Raw genomic sequence first — 21,263 nt, forward strand, 5'->3', positions numbered from 1 at the left:
ATCTAAAATGAGACCGTACGGTCTTGTAGCGGAGGAAGTGGTATGGGCAAAGGGGAGGATACCCGGCAGAGAATCATCGCTGCAGCCGCACCTCTGTTCAACAAGCAGGGATACGCTGGCTGCGCCTTGAAGGACATTATGGAAGCGACGGGCCTTGAGAAGGGCGGCATCTATCGTCACTTTACTTGCAAGGAAGAGATTGCTGCCGAGGCCTTCGATTATGCCTGGGCTGTGAGCCTCGGCATGCGCCGGAACGGACTCGACGAGATCCCCAATCAGGTTGATCGTCTGAAGCACCACATTGCGGCCTTCGCTCATCGCTCGATCATCCCGGGCGGATGTCCTCTGCTGAACACGGGCGTTGACTCCGATAACGGCAATCCTCTGCTGCGGGAGCGTGTGCAGAAGGCACTGCGTGGCTGGCAGCAGATGCTGCGCAGTACGCTGAATGAAGGACGTGCCGCGGGGACGATCCGTGAAGACGTCGATGTCGATCGCGTGGCGCGACTCATCATCGCTGCCCTGGAAGGTGCCCTGCTCATCAGCCGGATTGAGAAGAATGACACCGCCTTGCGCGACGTGATGGATTATCTCGATCAATATCTTGAGATCCAGGTTCGCGCCACCAGCCGTTGATCGAGGCTGTATTTCATCAAAATTAAGAATCGACTGCTCTCGAACCACTCTCTATTGAAAAGAGACTGATCGGTCTCAAATTGTAAAAACGCTTTAGCGAGGGAGAAGAGGTTATGGGAGCCGTTCAGACGCTGCCGCAGCAGGCTGCTTCGACGAAACCGGCGGTCAATCCCTGGGTGGTGGCCCTGACCGTAACGCTGGCGACGTTCATGGAGCTGCTGGATACCTCCATCGCCAACGTCTCCCTGCCGCACATCGCGGGAGGCCTGGGACGCAGCTTTGATGAGGTCACCTGGATCCTGACAACATACCTCGTCGCGAACGCCGTCGTGTTGCCGATGAGCGCCTGGCTCAGCCGGGTTTTCGGCCGCAAGAACTACTACATGGCGTGCGTGACACTGTTTACGATTACGTCGTTCTTCTGCGGCATCGCACCCAGCCTCGGCATTATGCTTTTCAGCCGCGTCCTGCAGGGAATCGGCGGAGGTGGCCTTGCACCGGTCGAACAGGCCATCCTGATCGATACCTTTCCGCCAGCCAAGCGAGCGTCGGCTTTCGCACTCTATACCGTTGCCATCGTGACAGCGCCGGCCATTGGTCCTGTCCTCGGAGGATGGATTACGGACAACTACAACTGGCGCTGGGTCTTTCTCATCAACATTCCCATCGGCATCCTGTCGCTGTATCTCACCAACCGCTTCGTGCACGATCCGCCGACTTTTGAAGAAGAGCGCAGTAGTGCGCGTCGTGGCGGCCGGTTGAAGATCGACACCGTCGGCATTTCTCTGATTGCGCTGGGATCGGCTGCGCTTGAAATCTTGCTCGATCGTGGCCAGATCGACGACTGGTTTGGCAGTACATTTATCTGCTGGCTTTTTGCCATCGCGCTCGCATGCTTTATCGCTGCGATCTACTGGGAGCTTAAGGTCGATGATCCAATCCTCGAGCTTCGTCTACTGCGCTATCCCAACTTCGCGATCGCTTCGACGTTTTACTTCGTATTCGGATTCGGCCTGTTTGCGACGACTACGATGATTCCGCAGTTACTGCAGTCACTCTATGGCTACCGGGCCATAGATGCCGGTCTCGTTCTCGGGCCTGGCGCATTGGTGATCACACTGTTTGCGCCTGTTGGTGCACAGTTGGTCCAGCGAAAGATCATTTCACCGAAGCTGCTGCTGGGAATAAGTCTGCTTACGCTTTCTGGGGCGCTGATCTATTACAGCAACTTCACATTGCAGACAGACTATCGCCACTATGTTCTGGCGCGTGCGTATCAGGGACTGGGTTATGCGTTTTTCTTTGTGCCGCTCAACGTGATGGCGTACTCGCAGCTTAAGCCGAACGAGAACAATCGTGCCTCAAGCCTGACCAACCTCTTTCGTAACTGGGGAGGCAGCTTCGGAATCTCCTTTGCGACGACGCTCAGCGAACGAAGGCAGAGCTATCATCAGTCGGTGATGTCAGCCAACCTGCCTGCATCGGGAGCGTGGCTGCAGGAGTCTATCCACCGCACGGCGAACTTTCTAATGAGTCAGGGATACTCGAAGGTCGATGCAACGCGCGCTGCGTATCTCAGCTACTATCAGCAGCTCGATGCACAGACGCGTCTGCTCGGTTTTATGGATGTCTTTCGTGCGCTTGGATGGTTCACGCTGGCTGTAGCGCCCCTGGTGTTGCTTGTCCGCAAGTTTCACGTTGCAGGCAAGCCCACCGAGGGGCACTAACTCCGGCGACGGAGGCCTTACTCGGCCTCCTCCTCTCCGATGTTTGCCAGGTTGTTGTTTGGACCGCGCCTCAGCAGCAGGGGCATGATAAACAGGATCGCAATGATCGTCGTTATCATGCCGCCCACCACAACACGCGCCAGCGGCTGTTGAGCCTGTGCACCGATGCCGTTTGAAAGCGCTGCGGGCAACAGGCCGAGACCTGCAGCCATACAGGCCATCACGACTGGACGCATCTCGTCGACGCAGCCGTGTTCAAGGCCTGTGCCATCGATGCTTTCTCGCTGCGCGCGGCGCACGCCGGACATGAAGACCACGGCACCCAGCGTCGCCACGCCAATCAGCGAGGTAAAGCCCACGGCGGCAGAGATGCTGAAGGGTGTATGGCTGACGAATAGCGAGACGGTGCCACCCACAGCGGCAAAAGGAAGTGTTGCGATCACGATGAACGCGTCCTTCCATGTGCCGAACTGCATGAAGAGCAACACGACGATGATGGCCAGTGAGATGGGAATGATGACCGCCAGTCGTGCCTGCTCCTTGCGCAGCGAATCGAACTCGCCCGCCCAGGTGTAGTCGTAACCGGTCGGCATCGATACCTTCTGTTTCAGCTGAGCCTGCAGATCGGTGATGGTTGTGGCGAGGTCGCGTCCGCGCACGCTGAACTTGATCGGAATATACCGGCGTCCAGCTTCGCGGAAGATCTGGAAGCTTCCTTCGCGAATGCTGACGTCGGCAATTTGTGCGAGCGGAATGCGTGAGCCATCGGCCGTAGGAATCAGGATGGCCCTGATCGCCTCTGGCGTCGAGCGGTTTGCCTCGGGATAACGTACCGTCAGATCGAAGCGGCGATCACCTTGAATCACCTGCGTGACGGGAGCGCCGCCGATTGCAGCCTGCACGACGGCATTGATGTCGCCCGACAAAATGCCATAGCGAGCTGCTCGGGCACGATCAATCTGGATGACCAGAGATGGCTGACCACCTACCTTGAACACACCTACGTCCGCGGTGCCTGGAACGGTCTTCATCACCGTCTGAATCTTGCTGGACAGTTCAGTGAGTGTGTCCAGATCGTCTCCAAAGAGCTTCAGTGAGTTTTCGCCCTTCACACCGGACATCGCCTCTTCGACGTTGTCCTGAATGGCCTGCGAGAAGTTCAATTCGATGCCCGGGAAGCGGGAAAGCCTTCGGTTCATCTCATCAATCAGCTTGTCTTTGGTCAGCCCGGGCCGCCAATCTTCCTGTGGCTTCAGAGACACCGCAATCTCGATGTTGTTGAACGTCGAGACGTCGGTACCATCATCCGGCCGTCCCATTTGGGAGACGGTCTGTGTGACCTCGGGTGACTCCGAGATGACAGCACGAATCTGATCCGCCAGGTGTGCCGAGGTGTCGAAGGAGATGTCCTGCGGCAGGGTTGCGCGAATCCATAGATTGCCTTCTTCGAGCGGCGGCATGAATTCACCGCCGACCAGCATGAAGCAGGCGATGCCGACGAGCAGCAGGCCGGCAGCGCCAGCCCACATCAGTCCGGGTACCTTCAACGCCTGGTGTAGCACCTTCTCGTAGTTGTTCTTGAGGGTGCGGCTCAGCCACGTATAGCCATCGCCAACCTTCTGCTCCTTCGGCGCCGTCATGTAACCCAGCACAGGAGCAAAGATCAGAGCGAACAGCAGTGCGCCAAGCAGCGCAAAGCCATACGTTACCGACATCGGCGAAAAGATCTGTCCTGCGACGCCTTCCATCGTGAATAGCGGGATGAAGGCGATCAGGATAATCGCGGTCGAGAACAATACTGGGCGTGCTGCATCGGTGACGCCCTCTACGATGAGGTCGCCGGTCTCTTCACCTGGAACCCGTCGTGAAAGCTTACGGTAGATACTCTCCAGCACAATGATCGACGAGTCGACCAGGATGCCGAAGTCGATTGCGCCGATCGAGATCAGATTGGCCGATTTTCCTGACAACACCATCATGCCGAACGCAAATAAAACTGCGAACGGAATCGTCACTGCGGCGATGAAGGTAATGCGCAGGTCGCCAAGCATCGACAACAGCACCAGCGTCACCAGCACCAGGCCGGTGATGATGACCTCGCGGACGGTATGCGTCGTGCGATTGATCAGTGTAGTCCGGTCATACAGCGTCTTGATCTGCATGCCTGGAGGGAGCAGGCTGCCTGTGTTCAGGTAGTGGATCTTTTCCTTAAGCGCCTGCAGCGCAGGAAGCGACTTCTCTTCTTTCTGCAGCAGCACGATGCCGAGAACGATATCGTTCTCCTTGCCGCGGCCGACCTGGCCCATTCGGGGCTGCGAGCCTTCCTTGACTGTGCCAAGATCGCCTATTGTGATCGGCGCACCGTTCTTTTCGGCGACGACGATGTGCGCGATCTCGTCAGTCGTGTGGACCTGGCCCAGTGCGCGGATGTTGATGTTCTGATTGCCAAGCTGCAGGTAGTTGCCGCCTGCGTTGGCATTCGACGACTGGATCGCGTTCAGTACCTGCGGCAGCGTAACCCCGTAGGCAAGCAGCTTGTTCGGATCCGTTTCCACCTGGTACTGGCGTGTTGTGCCGCCGAAGGTGGTGATGTCGATGATGCCGGGAACTTCCTTGAGCTCACGGCGGACCAGCCAGTCCTGCGTTGCCTTCAGCTCGTTGAGCGTATATCCCGGGCCGACGAGCTGATAGCGGAAGATCTCACCGATAGGCGACCACGGCGAAAGCTGCGGCTGAAGACCGTTCGGCAACTGCAACGTTTGAAGACGGTTCAGAACCTCCTGGCGATCGCGGAAGTAGTCCGAATCGAAGCTGAAGTAGAGCTTCACGTCCGAGAGGCCGAAGATGGAGATCGAACGCACCTCGGAGAGATGCGGCGTTCCGTTCAACGTCGTCTCGACGGGCACGGTCACCTGCTGCTCCATCTCTTCCGCGGACCATGACGGATTCTGCGTAATGATTTCGACCAGCGGTGGCGAGGGATCGGGGTAGGCCTCGATGTCCAGATGCATGAGCGCAAACGAGCCTGCAGCAAGCATCACGATAAAGAGGATCAGGATGATAGCGCGATAACGTATGAAGAGTCGGATCAAAGATTGCACGCGATCAGTCTCCGTTCATGGGACGGAGCAATGCTCCGCCGGCAGTGACGACCTTGTCGCCGTCGTTGATGCCGGTCAGGACTTCCACGTTCTTTACCGCTCCTGACGTAAAGCTACGGCCTACCGTGACTGGACGCTGATCATACTTACCTGAGGCGTTCTGAATGAAGACGGATGTCTTCTCGCCCTCGTGAAGGACCGCGGTATCCGGCACGATGACTGCATCGCGTGGTGCACCCGGAACGCGGATGGTCGCGAACATATCAGCTTTCAGCGTGTGCTTCGGATTTGCCAGTACGACACGCAGCTTCAGTGTGTGCGTATTCGGATCGAGCGCATCGCCGATGTTGGCGATCTTGCCTGTCAGCTGTAGATCGGGATAAGCCGGCACCAGCACCTTCACCTCGCGCCCGGGCTTCAGCGTTGCAAGGTCGCGCTCGAAGACATCGCCGACGATCCACACCGAATCGATATCGGCGATGGTTGCGATCGGCGTGGCGTTATCGAGCGAACGCTGCATCTCTCCGGCAGCCGTGCCGATGTCGAGCACCACGCCCGGGATCGGCGATCGCAGGGCCACCTCATCCGAGGTGCTGTCCTCCGAGAAGCCCAATTCGTGGATGCGCTGACGTGCACGCTCCATCTCGGAGTGAGCTGTCTCGTCGGCGGCCTCCAGTTCGTAGTAATCGGCCTGCGAGAGCACTTCATGCTGTAGCAGAAGCTTGCCGCGGGTCAGTGCGCGGTCGGAACGGAGCACCTCGATCTTTGCCTTCTCGAAGTCAGAGCGGGCTGCGGCGATATCGCTGCTTTGCAGAGTGGCGACCACAGCTCCTTTGCCGACCTCCTGGCCGGGCAGCACACGGAGCCCCAGAACGCGGCCGCTCAGCGGAGGATAGATGTGAACCACGCGTGACGGATCTGCAGTGACACGCGCGGGAATGTCGAGTGAGTCGGTGCTGTGCTGCACATGGGCCACCATGGTTTCAATGCCGGCATTGGCCGTCTGTGCCGGTTCAGCCGACGGGGGCGTTGAGGACTTGCACGCGGTCATCGGTGCGGCGACCGCGGCGATCAAGATCAGAGAATCTATGCGAAAGGGAAGCGTCTTCATGCGGTCCTTCATGGAATGATGTCCGTCGCGGTTGCGAAGCTAAGCTGGTGGAGCGCAAGCCAAACCTGCGCGTTGGCGTTCAGGCTGCTCAGCCTGACGGCGCGATAATCGCGAAGCGCCGAGAGGTAGTCGAGCAGCGTGGAGTTGCCGTTGCGATAGCTGAACTGGAGGTTGTCGCGCACGCGCCCCGCCTCATCGGCGTAGTGGCCGCTGTACCGCTTTGCCAGGCGCTGCGCCGTATCGAGCGCCATCCACGCCTGGTCGACGTCGGAGACGACCTGGTTGCGAGCGGCTGTCACCGTGCTGCGGCTTGAGTCCACCTCGTACTTCGTGCGTTCCTTCTCACCCTGATTGCGGTCGAAGATGCGCAGTGGGACGGCGAGGCTGAGGCCGAATGAGTTATTGATACCGTTGCGGTCGTACTCTCCGCCCACCGTGGGATCAACCTTGCCGCCGGCGATGGCGAGTTTGGCCTCTGCCTCCGACTGAGCCAGGGCCTGACGTGCTGCCTGGTAGTCAGGGCGTGTTGTCAGCGCCTGGTTTTCGGCCTCGGCCTCGGTCAGGTTGAGGGGGGGTGTCTCTAGTGTGCCGGTGACATCGAAGTCCGGCGACGGACGATCCACACCGAGCAGGGTCTGCAACTGCGCCGAGGCCTGCTGTCTGCCGAGCTCCGCATTGTCTGCGTCCGCTTCAAACTGCGCCTGCTGCAGATCGATGCGTTCAAAGTCGGTCCGCGTGATATCCCCCGCATCGAGACGGGACTGACTCAGTTGAACGGTCTTGTGATAGTCCGTCAGGTTTTCCTTGGCGACGGCAAGCGATTCCTTAGCCAGCAGCATATTCGTGAAGGCCTGCCGGACGTTCAGGACCAGCTGCCGTTGTTGGTCGCGGAACTGGCTCTGTATCGAATCGCTGGCGGCGGTTGCTGAATCCAATCTCCAGCGCCGCTTCTGGCCGCGCTCGAACAGGCGCGACACGTTCGCGGAGTAGAAAAAAGGATTGCCGCTGGGGCTGTCGGGTGTCTCCGGCAGACTAATTCCCTGGCCGTAAAGCGTGAGGGTGGGGTTCTGACGTAGCCCGGCGGTGATCTTGTTGGCAGCTATGGCAGAGACATGCTGCTGGGCCGACTGGAGGGTCGGGTTTGCTGCCAGAGCGCGAGCAACGGCCTGCGAGAGAGTCAATGGTCCTGGGGACACCGGTGTCTGCGACGCCGATGATGCCGGAACCGTCTGCTGAGCCTGCGCCGAAGACACCGATACTGTCGAGGACAGAATGGCGCCGACGGCGATGGCACGAAAGAGATTCGTTGTCATGCCTACCTTCAGGTTTTAGTACGGATAAAAATGCCTGCTTCGGGTTTAGTGACCCTTTGCAATGAAACCTAAGCCGCTACGAGCAATTGCACGGGAGGCGGACGGATTCCCGCGGCTCTTCGAAAACCATCCATGAGCCGTTGGGCTTTGGATTGAGAGACGACGCGCGAACGCAAGGCACTCAGAAAGGCAAGATCGACAAATAAAGAGAAGAGGGTAAAGAGGAGTGGAAGCAGGGGGACTGCCGTATCGTGCTGAATGTCCAGCAAAGGCATCTCGCCACGCCGAACAATGTGCTCGGCGTGCTCGCTTTCCAGAACGCCCGTCATCGCTGCAAGATCATCCGTTGCCGAGATGACCGGCAACAAAACCACGATGAGAAGGATCATGGCGACTGCTGCTTTTCCTACCTGACTGGCGCAGGTTGGCTTCGCCACCCGTGCCCAGTGGACAACAAGCACGATAGAGAGCGTCAGCCAAAGGAAATTGAGAAAAAGCTCCACGCTCGGTCAGTATAGTCGAAGCCTGAAAAGGAAAAGGCAGAAGCGGTTTGCTTCTGCCTTTTCCTTTTGTTTCTGCCTTTACATCGCGGGGGGATGATGGGGGTCAACGGAGTGGGAGGACTCTCCGGTAGGGGTCGACTTGACGCCATTTGGGTTGACCAAATCGCGTAGCTCCTTGGATGGCTTGAAGAAGGGGACTCGCTTGGCTGGTACATCTACCTTGGCGCCTGTCTTCGGGTTCCGTCCCGTGCGTGCATTCCGCTGGCGAGTCCGAAAGCTTCCAAAACCGCGAATCTCGATTTTGTCACCGGTTTTCAACGCGCCGATAACGGACTCGAAGAGGGTATCGACGATTACCTCGCCGTCGCGGCGGGTCAGATCGCCGATGGAGGTTACTTTGTCGACAAGATCTGCCTTGGTCATGAGTGGGATCCTTTCGCTATCAAGGGAGGGCCGGTTAATAAATTGTCGTCGCCCAAACAACGCACTGACGCCTGATTGTAATTGGGATGCACATTCCCATTGAAAGGAATGCTCGTAAGTAGCAAATAAGTGAACATCTTGCTCGCATTTGATGCAGGATGCTTGCACGGCGTCACCACGATATGAAAAAAAACGGGAAGCTCGTTCCCCTGAAGACCGCTAAATGCTGAAATTCCCGAAGTTACTTCCAGACGAAGTAAAATCCGGGGGCACGGTTCAGCATCTGACTGGGATTCGGAAACAGGTCTTCACTGTCGTCCGTCAGCAGGGATAGAAGGGTGCGCTTGCTCTTCGACGGGCGCAAAATAGACGGCTCTCCGGAAATCCCCACATCTTTTGCCGTATCCATTAGGGCAGTGCGGAATCCGCCGATCTTGTCGATCAGTCCCAGGCCCAGAGACTGCTGACCGGTCCATACCTGCCCGGTTGCCAGGGGCTTGATCTTCTCGTCTGTTGAATGGCGCCCCACTGCGACGTCGTGAACGAACTGCCCGTACATATTGTCCACCAGCGACTGGAAGTACGCCTGTTCCTTTGGGGTCAGGTCGCGACTAGGGTCGCCGGCGCTCTTCAATTCTCCGGCCGTGATGGTGATGTTCTTCAGTTTGGCCCACTTCAGCAGATCGCCGTAGTTCATCCACTCCATAATCACGCCGATGGAGCCAACCACTGACGCTTCATTGGCATAGATCCGGTCGCAGCCGCTGGCGATGTAGTAGGCGCCGGAGGCTCCGACGCTTTCGACTGAGGCGATGATCTTCTTGTGCTTTTCCTGCCTGATTCGCAGGACCTCGTGATAGATCTCCTGGGATGCGGCAGCCCCGCCGCCGGGGGAGTTGATGCGCAGGATGATCGCCTTTACCGAGGAGTCGTCACCGAACTTGCGCAGCTGCGCATTCACTGCATCGGGCGACATGATCACGCCGTCGATCTCCAGGACCGCGATCTGGCTCCCCAGGCCCAGGCCAGAGTTATTGGAGCCGCCCGCGGACCGCATCGCCAACCAGCCTACTGCCCAAAGGACCAGGCAGATTGCCGCAAATGATCCGCCGATCGTTACAACATAGAACCAGGGGGACCGCTGTGGCCGTGCCGCCGCCTGAGGATAGGCGGGAGGGTACGCCGCCGGGTACTGCGGCCTGGGCACGTAGCCTGCCGAGTATGGAGGCGGAGGTGGGGGAGCCTGTGGGGTCTGGTCGTCGAGCATGTTGTGGAGTGTAGCAGGGAAGCAGATGCAGTTGGCTGTGACGCCTGCGTCTGCCCTGGCGCGATTCCGGTCGTCGGGCCGCTGGAGGTATTCCGGGGGCGACATTTTTTAGACCAAACGCCCTCCTCGAACGTCCAATAATTGCAGTATGATGAACAGCGGCTCTCCGCTCCGCCATGGCATCGTCCTGACAGGTGTTTCGGAAGGTCAGCGAGAAGAAATGGCGCATCCACAACTCAGTATCGTGATTCCGGCGTACAACGAAAGTGCTCGCATTGAGCACGCGTTGGATCGCGTAACGTCCACAGTCGCGGACAAAGGCTGGGACGCGGAGATTCTGGTTGTCGACGATGGCTCCAAAGACGATACCGCCGCCATCGTCAAGCGTTGGATGGCAGTCTATCCCCGTCTGCACCTGGTACAGAACCCTGGAAATCGCGGCAAAGGATATTCGGTTCGCAACGGCCTGCTGCAGGCCGCTGGCGAGATCGTCATGTTTACGGACGCCGATCTTTCGGCCCCGATGGAAGAGGCCGAGCGCCTGATCGCAGCCATTCAGGATGGTGCTGACGTCGCCATCGGCTCGCGCTGGCTCGACCGCACCCGTCAGACGATCCATCAGCCGCTCTATCGCCAGTTCTTTGGCCGCTGCTTCAACTGGATCACCCGTAGCGTCATGGGTTTACCCTTCCGCGATACGCAGTGCGGCTTCAAGGCCTTTCGCCGGGGGCCGGCGCAGATCATCTTTCGGCTGCAGACCATCGAGCGCTGGGGCTTCGATCCTGAGATTCTCTTCATCGCCCGCAAGCTTCGGTACGATATCCGTGAGGTTCCGGTCACCTGGGGTCACGACGAGCGTTCCCGCATCAGCTATCTGAAGGACGGTATGAAGATGCTGGAAGAGATGGCTCGCATTCGCGCCAACTCCGTGGCTGGCCGTTACGACGCCGCCATCGCCGCCATGCGTGATACCAGCACGATGGTGACCCGCCCGGTCGAGGTCAAGCCTGCTGCCGAGGCCACTCTCCCGAGCAAGTAGGTCCAGGCTCAAGAGACGTTTTCTACGGGAAGGGCTGAGGCTCTTCCCGTTCTCATTCTCGGTGCTGGGGTTGCTCCCAATTCCATGCCACAATATCTCTGACCGTCAGGCCGGGCCGCAGGAGTCTCCGCGCATTGCTTCGTTCCTTCTTTATCGCTCTCTCCCAGAACAAATCCCTCCGTTCCTTCTCCGAACGCTCCTCCGTGGGGCGAAAGATGTCTGACCGCTTCGTCGCCGGCATGAGTATCGAAGAGGCATTGACCGCATGCGAGCAGGTCAACCGTGAAGGCATCGCCGTTACGCTCGATGCCCTGGGCGAGAGCGTATCGACGGAGGCCGAGGCGCAGCGCTCCTCCGCGGTATACCACCAGATGCTCGATGCCATCGCCGCGCGGAAGTTGAACGCCAATGTAAGCGTCAAGCTCTCGCAGATGGGCATGGACTTCGATCCCGCGCTGGCAGAATCCATCGTCGGAAAGATGGTCGAACATGCCGCTGCTACCGGCTCCTTCGTCCGCATCGATATGGAGGGAAGCCCATACACGGAGGCGACCATCGGCATGACCGAACGCCTTCACTCGCGCCCCGGCATGCAGGGGCACGTGGGAACCGTCCTGCAGGCCTACCTCTTTCGTACCTCCAGCGATGCCGAACGCCTCCTCGGGCAGGGAATCCGGATCCGCCTTTGCAAGGGAGCTTACAAGGAATCCGCCGAGATCGCATTTCCTCTCAAGGCTGACGTCGATGCCAACTATATTCAGCTCGCTCAGCGCATGATGACCTCCGGCGTCTTCTGCGGCATCGCCACGCACGATGAGGCGATCGTCGAAAGATTGCTCACCTTCGTTCGCGAGCAGGGAGTTCCGAAGTCTAACTTCGAGTTCCAGATGCTCTATGGAATTCGCCGCGATCTGCAGCGTAAGCTGGCGAAGCAGGGATTCGGTGTTCGGGTCTATGTGCCCTTCGGCCCGGAATGGTATCCGTACTTCATGCGCCGCCTGGCGGAACGTCCGGCGAACGTACTCTTCCTGGCCAAGAACTTCCTCAAGAGCTAGCGAAGTTTTGCGGAAATAAAAAGCGAGCATCGAAGGGATGCTCGCTTTTTATTAGAAGTGATGGTGGACGCGGAAGGAATCGAACCTTCAACCTGTCGATTAAGAGTCGAATGCTCTGCCAGTTGAGCTACGCGTCCAGGATGATGACATCCGTTTGTGGAGCGTTGTCGAGAGCCATGTTGCTGTGAGCACGCTGGCTTCAATCGATCAACTTGTTAAGAATAGCACAGCCTGCGGCATTTTTGGAACGCCGCAGGCCATAGTTTTTAGCCGACGAAGTCCACATTCGCCTTGTGCGGGATGATGCCGCGATCGTAGCCCATCTCCAGCAGCTTTTTGATCGCCACGCGGCCGTCATCGCCGTAGTTCAGCGTGCGCTCGTTGACGTACATGCCGACGAAGCGATTCGCCAGGGAGGGGTCCAGGTCACGCGCGAACTGCATCGCGTACTCCAGCGCTTCTTCGCGGTGATCGAGCGCGTGCTGAATGCTGTCACGCAGGGCATTGGTCGCCATCACCATGGTCTCCTGTCCCAGCGAGCGGCGGATTGCGTTGCCGCCGAGCGGCAGCGGCAGGCTTGTCTCCTCGCGCCACCACTGTCCCAGGTCGATCAGCTTGACCAGGCCATCGTTGGCATAAGTGAGCTGTCCTTCGTGGATGATCAGGCCGGCATCGAACTCGCCTGCCGTCACCGCGGGAATGATCTTGTCGAAGGGAACGACCTCGGTCTCGAAGTCGGGATAGTAAAGCTTCAGCGCCAGGTAAGCGGTGGTCAGCGTTCCCGGAATCGCGATGCGGGTCTTCTTGACATCGGCCAGCGACACCTTGGGGCTGGCGACGACCATCGGGCCATAGCCTTCGCCCACGCTGCCGCCGCAGGCCATCAGCGTGTAGCTGTCCTGCAGGTACGGATAGGCGTGGAACGAGATCGCGGTCACATCGTAAAAGGCTTCGTTGATCGCCTTGTGATTCAGCGTCTCGATATCGGTCAGCACATGCGTAAACTTGTACCCCGGCACGCGAACCTTGTTCGTGGCCAGCCCGTAGAACATAAACGCGTCATCGGAGTCTGGGCTGTGGGCAATGCTGATCTCTTGTGTTTCAGTCTGTGAGGCATTCATGATGCAAATTCCTTCGTCTGGTTGAAGCGGATAAGGAAGCCACCGAAGCGTCTGTGGCTCAAAAAAAATCTACGTGCGGCGCCAACGACTCAGCGTATCTGCGACGACGTAAGTGTGGAGTGCATAAAAAAAGTCCTTTCGCATTAGTAGCGTCCTCCTGAAGCGGTTCTGCCGGAGGCGATGCGAAGGGGGCGTGACGGATGAGGGTCTGTCAGATCGCCATAGGCGTTGTCCTCTGCGCTAACTGGCTCATGACGCGGGATGGACTGGCTGCGGCGGCTCTGATGGGTCTGTTTGTCCGCGGGACCCACGCGCGGAGCAATCTCCACGGCCTCCGACGGCTTGTTCCACTGCTTTCGTGATGAGATCGATTCGACCCGCTGATGAGGAACCTGACGCGGCTCTGGGCTCGGAGCATGTTCTCTCGCGGCGTGGAGATGTTGTTCGAAGCTGGGAGCTGGAGGAGCCTGCACCTGTTTGCGGCGCTGTCCGGCACGTACGTGCCTCACCATCGCTACGCCCACGCCAATCAGCGCAACAAGGCAGACCACCGAGATGATGAAGAGAATCAGCACCTCCAGAAGGATATCAAGGCGCAGTCGTTTCCGTGCGTAAATCGCTGCGACGGGCTTCCATATGACGGCAGCCAGCCTGCGCTGCTTTATCACATTTAGCGCAGATTCCTTAGTCGACGGTACCAACCAGGTACATCCTTGCAGCCGGGCAGGATTTCCCCTTGCGCTCCCCGCCCCAAAACTTATCCTCGATAAGGATGGCGAATACAGGCACTCCCGGCGCGATGCAGGCCAAGCCACGGCTTGCCCTTCGTCTTTTGGAGCAAGCCCAGACCAGCTGGCGCAAGGGCGTCACGGTGGGGGCTGCGCTGCTGGTGATCGCCGTCGCATACCACGTCGTCTTCGGCCAGAATGGCCTGACCGCCTACGAGCAGAAGCGCCACGATGCCCGGACACTCGACATGCAGGTGAAAAGCCTGCAGCAGGAGAACGACCTGCTCAAAAACCACGTCGATCGCCTTCAGAGCGATCCCGACGCGATTGAGCATCAGGCCCGCGAAGAGCTGCACTACACCCGCCCCGGCGAGGTTATCTACACGCTGCCAGGCTCTGATTCTGCAAAGACTGCAGCAAAGAACTAACGAAGCTGGAAATAAGCGAAGTTGGGCAGTGCTGCAGCAGACGCTCTTTCCCGCAAGGTCTCCGTTACGCTAGACGGAGGGAGACCGTATGAAGTTCGACATCGAAAAGGCTGCACCGCGCGAGATCTACAACCTGCTTATCGGACTGGTGGCGCCGCGGCCTATCGCCCTTGTCACCAGCATGAACGAAGCCGGCCTGCTGAATGCAGCTCCCTTCAGTGCCTATAACTATCTCTGCACCGATCCTCCGATCGTCGGCATTGGCGTCACCAACCGCCCCGACGAGGCGTTTGTTCCCAAAGACACGGCGCGCAATATCCGTCGCACCGGCGAGTTTGTCGTCAATGTTGTCACCGAGGACCTCGCGCAGCAGATGAATATCTGCGCGACGGACTTTCCGGCCGAGATCTCTGAGATTGAGATGGCAGGCCTTGCGACGACTCCCTCCGCTGTCGTTAAGGTTCCCCGCATCGCCTCCGCCCATGCGGCGCTGGAATGCCGCGAGCACACGACGCTCGAGATCGGCCGCTCGCGGATTATCCTGGGCCGCGTCGTCTCTATCTACATCGAAGATCAGTTCATCGATCCGGCTGGACCCTATGTGCGTTCCGAAGAACTTCACGCCATCGGCCGCATGAATGGTCTCGGCAACTACGTCCGCACGCGCGACAGCTTCCTCACCATTCCCCGCGTTCCGTACTCGGAATGGAAGAAGAGGCAACAGTAGCGAGGAGGTTCAGGGCGTATTTAGGAGAGATATTCCTTTAGCCAGGGATCGGCACTGCGTACCAATTCCATGGTGGTTCCATCGAAGACGATGCGGCCCTCGTTCAGCACCAAAAACTTTGTAGTCTCGTCGGTGCCGTTGTTCGGAAGGCGTTTCATCGTGTTGGTTTCGGAATCGAACCGATTCATCGCCAGCGTGAAGGCATCCTGCAGACGGTGCGTGATCAGCAGGGAGGTCGTGTGGCTGACGTCTCGCTGCTTCATCACCAATTTGATGATGGTGGTCGAAGTGATCGGGTCGAGGCCGCCGGTGGGTGAGTCATACAGGATAAGGTCCGGCTTGGCGATGATTGCCCGCGCAATGGAGACGCGCCGCCGCATACCGCCCGAAAGTTCCGAGGGGAACTTCGCAATCGCCTGCTCCAGTTCGACAAACCGCAAAGCCTCCACTACGCGCTCGTGCGCCTCTGCCTCCGGTACCTGGTTCTCATGCAAACGGTAGGCCACGTTGTCTTCGACGGAGAGGGAATCGAACAGCGCCGACTCCTGGAACACCATGCCCACGCGCTCGCGCATCTTGTACAGCTCGTCCTCTGACATGCGCGTGATGTCTTCTCCGAAGATCAGGATCGTCCCCGAGTCCGGTCGAATCAGTCCATTAGCCAGCTTCATCAGGACCGATTTGCCGCCGCCGGCCGGCCCCAGCAGGATGCAGGTCTCGCCATGGTTGACCCGGAAGGAGATGTTCTGCAGTACCGGCTTCTCGTCAAAGACGATGGAGACGTTCTCGAAGACCACAATGGGTTCGTGAGGTGATGCGACCTTCAGCGTGGCCTCGTCTCGGGGAAGAAGCTCCTGGGACATCGCCTACCTCCCGAAGATGCCGATCATTCCGCGGCTGACGAGGAAGTCGACGATGATGATAAATATCGAGGAGACCACGACGGCCTGTGTGGTGGCACGACCGACGCCCTGGGTTCCTCCCTTGGTGTTCATGCCGAAATAGCACCCCACCGTCGCGATGATGAACGCGGAAAACATTGGCTTGGTCAAACCCTGGACGATATCGGCGTACTCCAGGGAACGGTACGAGGAGTGAAAATAGGTCGAGGCATTCATGCCCAGCATGGTGACGCTGACCAGAGCACCGCCCGCGATTCCCACGGCATCCGCCACGATCGTCAGGAAGAAGAGCATTACGACCGTGGCATACAGCCGCGGCGTAACCAGCTTCCGAACCGGATCAGTGCCGAGGGCACGCATGGCGTCGATCTGCTCGGTCACCTTCATCGAGCCCAGCTCCGAGGCCATGCCCGAGGCGTTGCGGCCGGCGAGCATCAATCCTGTCAGCACCGGTCCCAGCTCCTTCACCATCGAGAGGGCAACCAGGTTTCCGGTCATGCTGGTGGCGCCGAAGGCCTTCAAAGAGGTCGCTGACTGAAGCGCCAGCACCGAACCGGTAAAAAAACCTGTCAGTGCGATCGTCGGGAGGGAGCCCACACCGATCAAATCCATCTGGGTGTAGACATCGGCCATATACCGTGGCCGGGAAAAGAAATTTGCAATCGCCTGCCATGCCAGGATCGAGTAATCCTGCACCGCGCCGATCTTCTGCTTTGCAAAGTCCTCTGGAGAGACGAAGGGCATGTGTCTGTGGCTCAGAGTATCAGATGCGCGTCCAGGCGAGGAGTGTGCATCTTGTTGATGGGCTTTGTCGTAGGAGGATAGGAATTGGCCCCTGAAGGTGAGAAAATAGAAGAGAGATGGAATCCCGGATGAAGGCGGCAGTGCTCTACGGCAGCGAAGACCTGCGATTAGAGTGTATCGACATCCCCAAAGCCCGTGCAGGCGAGATCGTCGTCCAGATCGGGGCGGCCCTGACCTGCGGCACCGACCTTAAGGTCTACCGTCGCGGCTATCACGCCATGATGCTGACACCGCCCATCCCCTTCGGTCACGAATTGGCCGGAACCGTCACAGAGATCGGCGATGGCGTCACCCGCTTTAAGTTGGGCGATCGGGTTGTCGCGCTGAACTCTGCCCCCTGCGATGCCTGCTATTTCTGCCGCCGGGGACAGCAGAATCTCTGCGATGATCTGCTGTTCAACAATGGTGCCTACGCCGAATACATCCGCATTCCTGCCCGCATCGTTGAAAAGAATACGCTTCATATTCCCGATGGCATCCCCTTCGAGCACGCCGCTCTCACTGAGCCGCTGGCCTGCGTCGTCCGCGGCCTCGAAGAGACCGAAGCCCGCCCCGGAGACACGATGGTGGTCATCGGTGCCGGCCCCATCGGCCTGATGTTCATGCATGTCGCCGAGCTTGCCGGCCAGAACGTCATCGCTGTCGTCAAGCGGGACGACCAGGTGGCTACAGCCAGGCTCTTCGGCGCTCGTCAGGTCGTCCAGACCACGGCTACACAAAATGTCGTCGCCGCCACTCGCGCGTTGACTCCCGAAGGTCGCGGCGCCGACTCCGTTATTGAGGCCGTCGCCACGCCCGCTACCTGGGAGTGGGCCGTCGACATGGTTCGCAAAGGCGGTGTGGTCAACTTCTTCGGCGGCCCGCCCTCCGGTACGCAGGTGCAGCTCGATACCAATCGTCTTCACTACGGCGATATCACCCTCAAGGCCAGCTTTCATCACACGCCGGCCACCTGCCGCACCGCCTTTGATCTGATCACCAGTCGCCGCTTTCGGTCGGAAGAGGCCATTACGGGCCGTGTCTCACTCGATCGCGTCCGCGACCTTTTCGCTGGCATGATGAGGCGCAGCGGTGGCTCGCGGGAGATCAAGACAGCCGTTTTTCCTGAGGGAGCGCCGCGTTGAGTGAGTTCAGCACGTCGAGTGAGTTGAGCACGTCCGAATTTGCTCTTCTGGGCGCTCCTCACCAATATCTCACTCCTCTCGAACGGCCATCGCTCGCTGAGGCCCAGGCGTGGTGCGCCCAGCTCACGCGTTCGCACTACGAGAACTTCCATGTCGCCACTTTCTTTCTCCCCGAGAAGGTGAAGCCGCACTTCGAGAGCATCTACGCCTACTGCCGTGTCTCCGACGATCTCGGCGACGAAGTCGAATCGCCTGCTGTCGCCACACGTTTGCTTGAGGCATGGGGTGCCATGCTCGACGAATGCTACGACCAGCCCGAGCGCTCCACGCACCCGGTCTTTGTGGCGCTGCATGAGTCGATCGTTGCCTGCGATATTCCTCGCCAGCTCTTCCACGATCTGCTGCTTGCCTTCCGCATGGATCAGGTCAAGACCCACTACAACACCTGGGAAGAGCTTGTCGAGTACTCGCGCTACTCCGCCAATCCTGTCGGCCGTCTCGTGCTCTGGGTTTGCGGCTATCGTGATGAGGAGCGCGCACTTCTTTCCGATAAGGTCTGCACCGCGCTGCAGCTTGCCAACTTCTGGCAGGACACCGTCGAGGATGCAGAACGTGGCCGCCGTTACATTCCCGCCGAGTCGATGGACCGCTTCCAGATCGACGAGGGGCAGATCCTCGGCCGTGTCTTCACGCCTGATTTTCGCGCCATGATGGAAGATCTCGTGACGCGCACCCGCTCCATGCTGCGTGAAGGCGGAGTCATCGCCAGCCGCGTCGACCGCGAGCTTGCCGTCACCCTCAACCTCTTTCGCAAGGGCGGCGACGCTATCCTCGACGGTATCGTCGCACAGGACTACGACACCCTTCGCGGACGTCCGGTCGTCTCGAAGACCAAAAAGCTGACCCTGCTTGCGGGCTCGGTGTTTGAAAAGCTTCGCTCCGGAATCAAAGGAGCCAAACGGTGACCATACCCGAGGCATACGCCGTCTGCCGCGAGATCGCGAAGCGTGAGGCGAAGAACTTCTACTACGCCTTCCGCGTTCTCCCACGCCACAAGTCCGATGCCATGTGCGCGATCTACGCCTTCATGCGTCGCGCCGACGATCTTGCCGACGATGAGTCCATCTCCATCGAGCAGCGTCGCATCGAGATGGCGCTGTGGGTTGGGTCCTGGCGTGACGCGCGTAACGGTGCACTGACCGACGATGCTGTCTTTATCGCATTGAATGATGCACAGCGCCGCTTTCAGATTTCTGACCAGCTTCTGGAAGAGCTGGTGCAGGGAACGACGATGGACCTCGAACCGCAGGCCACGGCCGTGCAGACCTACGCCACCTTCGACGATCTCTATCGCTACTGCTACCTCGTTGCTTCCGTTGTCGGGCTCGTCTGCATCCGCGTCTTCGGTTACACCGATCCGCGTGCAGAAAAACTCGCCGAGGAGACCGGCGTCGCCTTCCAGCTCACCAACATTCTTCGCGACGTCAAAGAAGACGCCGAGCGTGGCCGCATCTATCTGCCGCTCGACCTGATGGCACAGTTCCAGGTGGCGGAAGAACGTATTCATGCACTCGCCGCCGGGGCTTCCATGGAGTCGCGCGAGCGCGCACTGTTAGGTGAGATCGGCAATCGCGCCGAGCGCTACTACGCCTCCGCCGACAAGCTGCTTCCCATGATTGACGCTGACTCGCGGGCCGCCCTCTGGGTTCTCGTCACCATCTATCACGGCCTGCTCAAGAAGATTGAGCGCAGCGGTTATGAGGTCTTCACAGAGCGCATCAGCGTGGCTACACCGAAGAAGCTCGGCATCCTCGCTCAGGGAGCGGTCATGTCGCTCGGCAACCGGGTGCTTGCATGAGCGACGACGTTCTCGTCGTTGGTGCTGGAATCGCGGGACTCTCTGCTGCAGTGGCTCTCGCTGAATCCGGTGCAAAGGTCACCCTGCTCGAACGCCGCCCCTACATCGGCGGCCGCGCGTACTCCTATCAGCATCCCGCGCTTGCAGAGACCATCGACTCGCAGCACGTCGTCGTCGGCTGCTGCACCAACCTGCTTGATCTCGCGGCGAAGTCGGGCATGTCCGAGAGTATCCGCTGGTACGACGAGCTCGTCTTCATGGAGCCGAACGGCAACCGCAGCCTGCTTAAGCCCAGCGGCCTGCCCGCTCCGGGGCATCAGTCTCTCAGTTTTCTGGCTGCGCCCATGCTTTCTCTCGCAGATAAAACTGCAGTCGCTTCGGGGCTGATGCGGTTCCTGACCGGCTTTCCACAGGACGACCGTGAGAGCTTCGCTTCCTGGCTCAAGCGCACCGGTCAGACAGAGCGTGCCATTAAGCATTTCTGGGAGCCGGTTGTCGTCGGTGCCCTCAACGATGACTTCGAACGCTGCTCTGTTAAGTACGCCGGAAAGGTCTTTCACGAATCGTTCCTGCGTTCGCCACAGGCAGGCCGCCTTGGCGTGCCTGCCGCTCCGCTCACCGAATTCTTCTCGCCCATCGTCACCTACGCACAGCAGTTGGGAGTTGATCTGCGTCTCAAGTCCGGCGTCGACTCCATCGCGCAAAACCCCGATGGGCGTTGGCTCGTTCGCAGTGGCATGGAAGAGCACGTTGCAGAGAGCCTCGTGCTTGCCAGTGACTTCCGCCAGACGCACAATCTTCTCTCGACGCTTCCACAGTCAGAAGCAGAGCAGGCCTCGCGTCAGCAGGCCTACGAGCAATTTGTCCCTGCGCCGATCACGACCATCCATCTCTGGTACGACCGTGATGTCACCGGCCTCGACCACGCCGTGCTGCTCGACACACGTATTCAGTGGGTCTTCACCAAGTCGCGTATCCGTCGCTGGCCGATTGAGCGAGGCTCCTACCAGGAGCTGGTCATCTCCGCATCCTGGCCGGAGCTTGAGATGGGAAGGGAAGAGATCCTTGCCTCCGCGCTGCGCGAGTTCGAGACCTTCTTCCCCCAGGCACGCAACGCCAAGCTCCTCAAAAGTGGAGTACTGAAAGAAGCTCGCGCTACCTTCTCCGTAACGCCCGGCCTCGACCGCTATCGCCCCTCGCAGAAGACATCGTGGCGCGGCCTCTATCTCGCGGGCGACTGGACGCAGACGGAATGGCCTTCGACGATGGAAGGTGCCATCCGCAGCGGACGTCTTGCCGCCGGCGAGGTTGCCGGACAACGCAGTCGCTTCATGGCCGCGGAGCTGCCCGCTTCAGGTCTGATGAAGCTCTTCAGCGCTTGAAGGTCAGTACTTTA

The 21,263-nt window shown here is 59.2% G+C and carries 20 protein-coding genes and 1 tRNA gene; 10 read left to right on the plus strand and 11 right to left on the minus strand.

The features are described 5' to 3' along the window. The first annotated feature begins 42 nt into the window (after nt 1-42). Nucleotides 43-636: a TetR/AcrR family transcriptional regulator gene (locus PW789_RS06615; RefSeq protein WP_299373248.1), complete on the plus strand. Its 594-nt coding sequence runs from the start codon at nt 43-45 to the stop codon at nt 634-636. 113 nt (nt 637-749) lie between these two features. Next, complete coding sequence (locus tag PW789_RS06620; protein WP_299373251.1) at nt 750-2,363, plus strand: DHA2 family efflux MFS transporter permease subunit; 1,614 nt, start codon at nt 750-752, stop codon at nt 2,361-2,363. A gap of 17 nt (nt 2,364-2,380) precedes the next feature. On the opposite strand, the gene PW789_RS06625 is transcribed toward PW789_RS06620, so the two are convergent. From PW789_RS06625 to sppA, 6 genes are all read right to left on the minus strand, one after another. Beyond that, complete coding sequence (locus PW789_RS06625) at nt 2,381-5,464, minus strand: CusA/CzcA family heavy metal efflux RND transporter (RefSeq protein WP_299373254.1); 3,084 nt, start codon at nt 5,462-5,464, stop codon at nt 2,381-2,383. A 4-nt stretch (nt 5,465-5,468) separates the two neighbouring features. Further along, a complete protein-coding gene (locus PW789_RS06630; RefSeq protein WP_299373256.1) occupies nt 5,469-6,575 on the minus strand; it encodes an efflux RND transporter periplasmic adaptor subunit in 1,107 nt (368 codons plus the stop codon). 8 nt (nt 6,576-6,583) lie between these two features. After that, nucleotides 6,584-7,888 carry a TolC family protein gene (locus PW789_RS06635; RefSeq protein WP_299373258.1) on the minus strand — a complete coding sequence of 435 codons (1,305 nt, stop codon included), beginning with the start codon at nt 7,886-7,888 and terminating at the stop codon, nt 6,584-6,586. 68 nt (nt 7,889-7,956) lie between these two features. After that, the gene (locus PW789_RS06640; protein WP_299373260.1) at nt 7,957-8,391 is read right to left on the minus strand and encodes a hypothetical protein; all 435 of its coding nucleotides are present in this window, start codon (nt 8,389-8,391) and stop codon (nt 7,957-7,959) included. Between the two features lie 78 nt (nt 8,392-8,469). Then, complete coding sequence (locus PW789_RS06645; RefSeq protein ID WP_299373262.1) at nt 8,470-8,814, minus strand: HU family DNA-binding protein; 345 nt, start codon at nt 8,812-8,814, stop codon at nt 8,470-8,472. 241 nt (nt 8,815-9,055) lie between these two features. After that, nucleotides 9,056-10,186: a signal peptide peptidase SppA gene (gene sppA, locus PW789_RS06650; protein ID WP_299373264.1), complete on the minus strand. Its 1,131-nt coding sequence runs from the start codon at nt 10,184-10,186 to the stop codon at nt 9,056-9,058. A 115-nt stretch (nt 10,187-10,301) separates the two neighbouring features. On the opposite strand from sppA, the gene PW789_RS06655 reads away from it, so the two are divergent. Together PW789_RS06655 and PW789_RS06660 are read left to right on the plus strand one after the other, a co-directional pair. Continuing rightward, a complete protein-coding gene (locus tag PW789_RS06655; protein ID WP_299373267.1) occupies nt 10,302-11,120 on the plus strand; it encodes a dolichyl-phosphate beta-glucosyltransferase in 819 nt (272 codons plus the stop codon). A 134-nt stretch (nt 11,121-11,254) separates the two neighbouring features. After that, a complete protein-coding gene (locus PW789_RS06660; RefSeq protein WP_299373269.1) occupies nt 11,255-12,175 on the plus strand; it encodes a proline dehydrogenase family protein in 921 nt (306 codons plus the stop codon). Between the two features lie 61 nt (nt 12,176-12,236). Here the strand turns inward: PW789_RS06660 and PW789_RS06665 are convergent. The 3 genes from PW789_RS06665 to PW789_RS06675 form a co-directional block, all read right to left on the minus strand. Next, nucleotides 12,237-12,312: transfer RNA gene (locus PW789_RS06665), tRNA-Lys, on the minus strand. A 129-nt stretch (nt 12,313-12,441) separates the two neighbouring features. Next, on the minus strand, nt 12,442-13,296 hold the full coding sequence (locus tag PW789_RS06670) for an MqnA/MqnD/SBP family protein (protein WP_299373272.1): 855 nt from the start codon (nt 13,294-13,296) through the stop codon (nt 12,442-12,444). Nucleotides 13,297-13,439: 143 nt separating this feature from the next. Further along, nucleotides 13,440-13,964: a hypothetical protein gene (locus PW789_RS06675; protein ID WP_299373274.1), complete on the minus strand. Its 525-nt coding sequence runs from the start codon at nt 13,962-13,964 to the stop codon at nt 13,440-13,442. A 104-nt stretch (nt 13,965-14,068) separates the two neighbouring features. Here PW789_RS06675 and PW789_RS06680 point away from each other — a divergent pair, with 104 nt between their 5' ends. Beyond that, nucleotides 14,069-14,452, plus strand: coding sequence for a septum formation initiator family protein (locus tag PW789_RS06680; protein ID WP_299373276.1), 384 nt, complete (start codon nt 14,069-14,071; stop codon nt 14,450-14,452). 88 nt (nt 14,453-14,540) lie between these two features. Further along, on the plus strand, nt 14,541-15,179 hold the full coding sequence (locus PW789_RS06685) for a flavin reductase family protein (RefSeq protein ID WP_299373278.1): 639 nt from the start codon (nt 14,541-14,543) through the stop codon (nt 15,177-15,179). 20 nt (nt 15,180-15,199) lie between these two features. On the opposite strand, the gene PW789_RS06690 is transcribed toward PW789_RS06685, so the two are convergent. Beyond that, on the minus strand, nt 15,200-16,042 hold the full coding sequence (locus PW789_RS06690; RefSeq protein ID WP_299373280.1) for an ABC transporter ATP-binding protein: 843 nt from the start codon (nt 16,040-16,042) through the stop codon (nt 15,200-15,202). 3 nt (nt 16,043-16,045) lie between these two features. After that, the gene (locus tag PW789_RS06695; protein ID WP_299373282.1) at nt 16,046-16,825 is read right to left on the minus strand and encodes an ABC transporter permease; all 780 of its coding nucleotides are present in this window, start codon (nt 16,823-16,825) and stop codon (nt 16,046-16,048) included. Between the two features lie 116 nt (nt 16,826-16,941). Between PW789_RS06695 and PW789_RS06700 the strand changes: the two genes are divergently transcribed. Genes PW789_RS06700 through hpnE form a run of 4 tightly spaced genes read left to right on the plus strand, consistent with a single transcriptional unit; the run spans nt 16,942 to nt 21,249 of the window. Next, nucleotides 16,942-18,009, plus strand: coding sequence for an alcohol dehydrogenase catalytic domain-containing protein (locus PW789_RS06700; protein ID WP_299373284.1), 1,068 nt, complete (start codon nt 16,942-16,944; stop codon nt 18,007-18,009). Further along, nucleotides 18,006-18,974 carry a squalene synthase HpnC gene (gene hpnC, locus PW789_RS06705; protein WP_299373287.1) on the plus strand — a complete coding sequence of 323 codons (969 nt, stop codon included), beginning with the start codon at nt 18,006-18,008 and terminating at the stop codon, nt 18,972-18,974. Before PW789_RS06700 ends, hpnC begins: the two co-directional genes overlap by 4 nt. Further along, a complete protein-coding gene (locus PW789_RS06710; RefSeq protein WP_299373290.1) occupies nt 18,971-19,867 on the plus strand; it encodes a phytoene/squalene synthase family protein in 897 nt (298 codons plus the stop codon). Before hpnC ends, PW789_RS06710 begins: the two co-directional genes overlap by 4 nt. Continuing rightward, nucleotides 19,864-21,249, plus strand: a complete 1,386-nt coding sequence (gene hpnE / locus PW789_RS06715; protein ID WP_299373293.1) for a hydroxysqualene dehydroxylase HpnE — start codon at nt 19,864-19,866, stop codon at nt 21,247-21,249. The genes PW789_RS06710 and hpnE overlap by 4 nt, the downstream gene beginning before the upstream one ends. Nucleotides 21,250-21,263: the final 14 nt, after the last annotated feature.

Origin of the sequence: Edaphobacter sp., assembly GCF_028283685.1 — a bacterium.
Taxonomy (GTDB): domain Bacteria; phylum Acidobacteriota; class Terriglobia; order Terriglobales; family Acidobacteriaceae; genus Edaphobacter.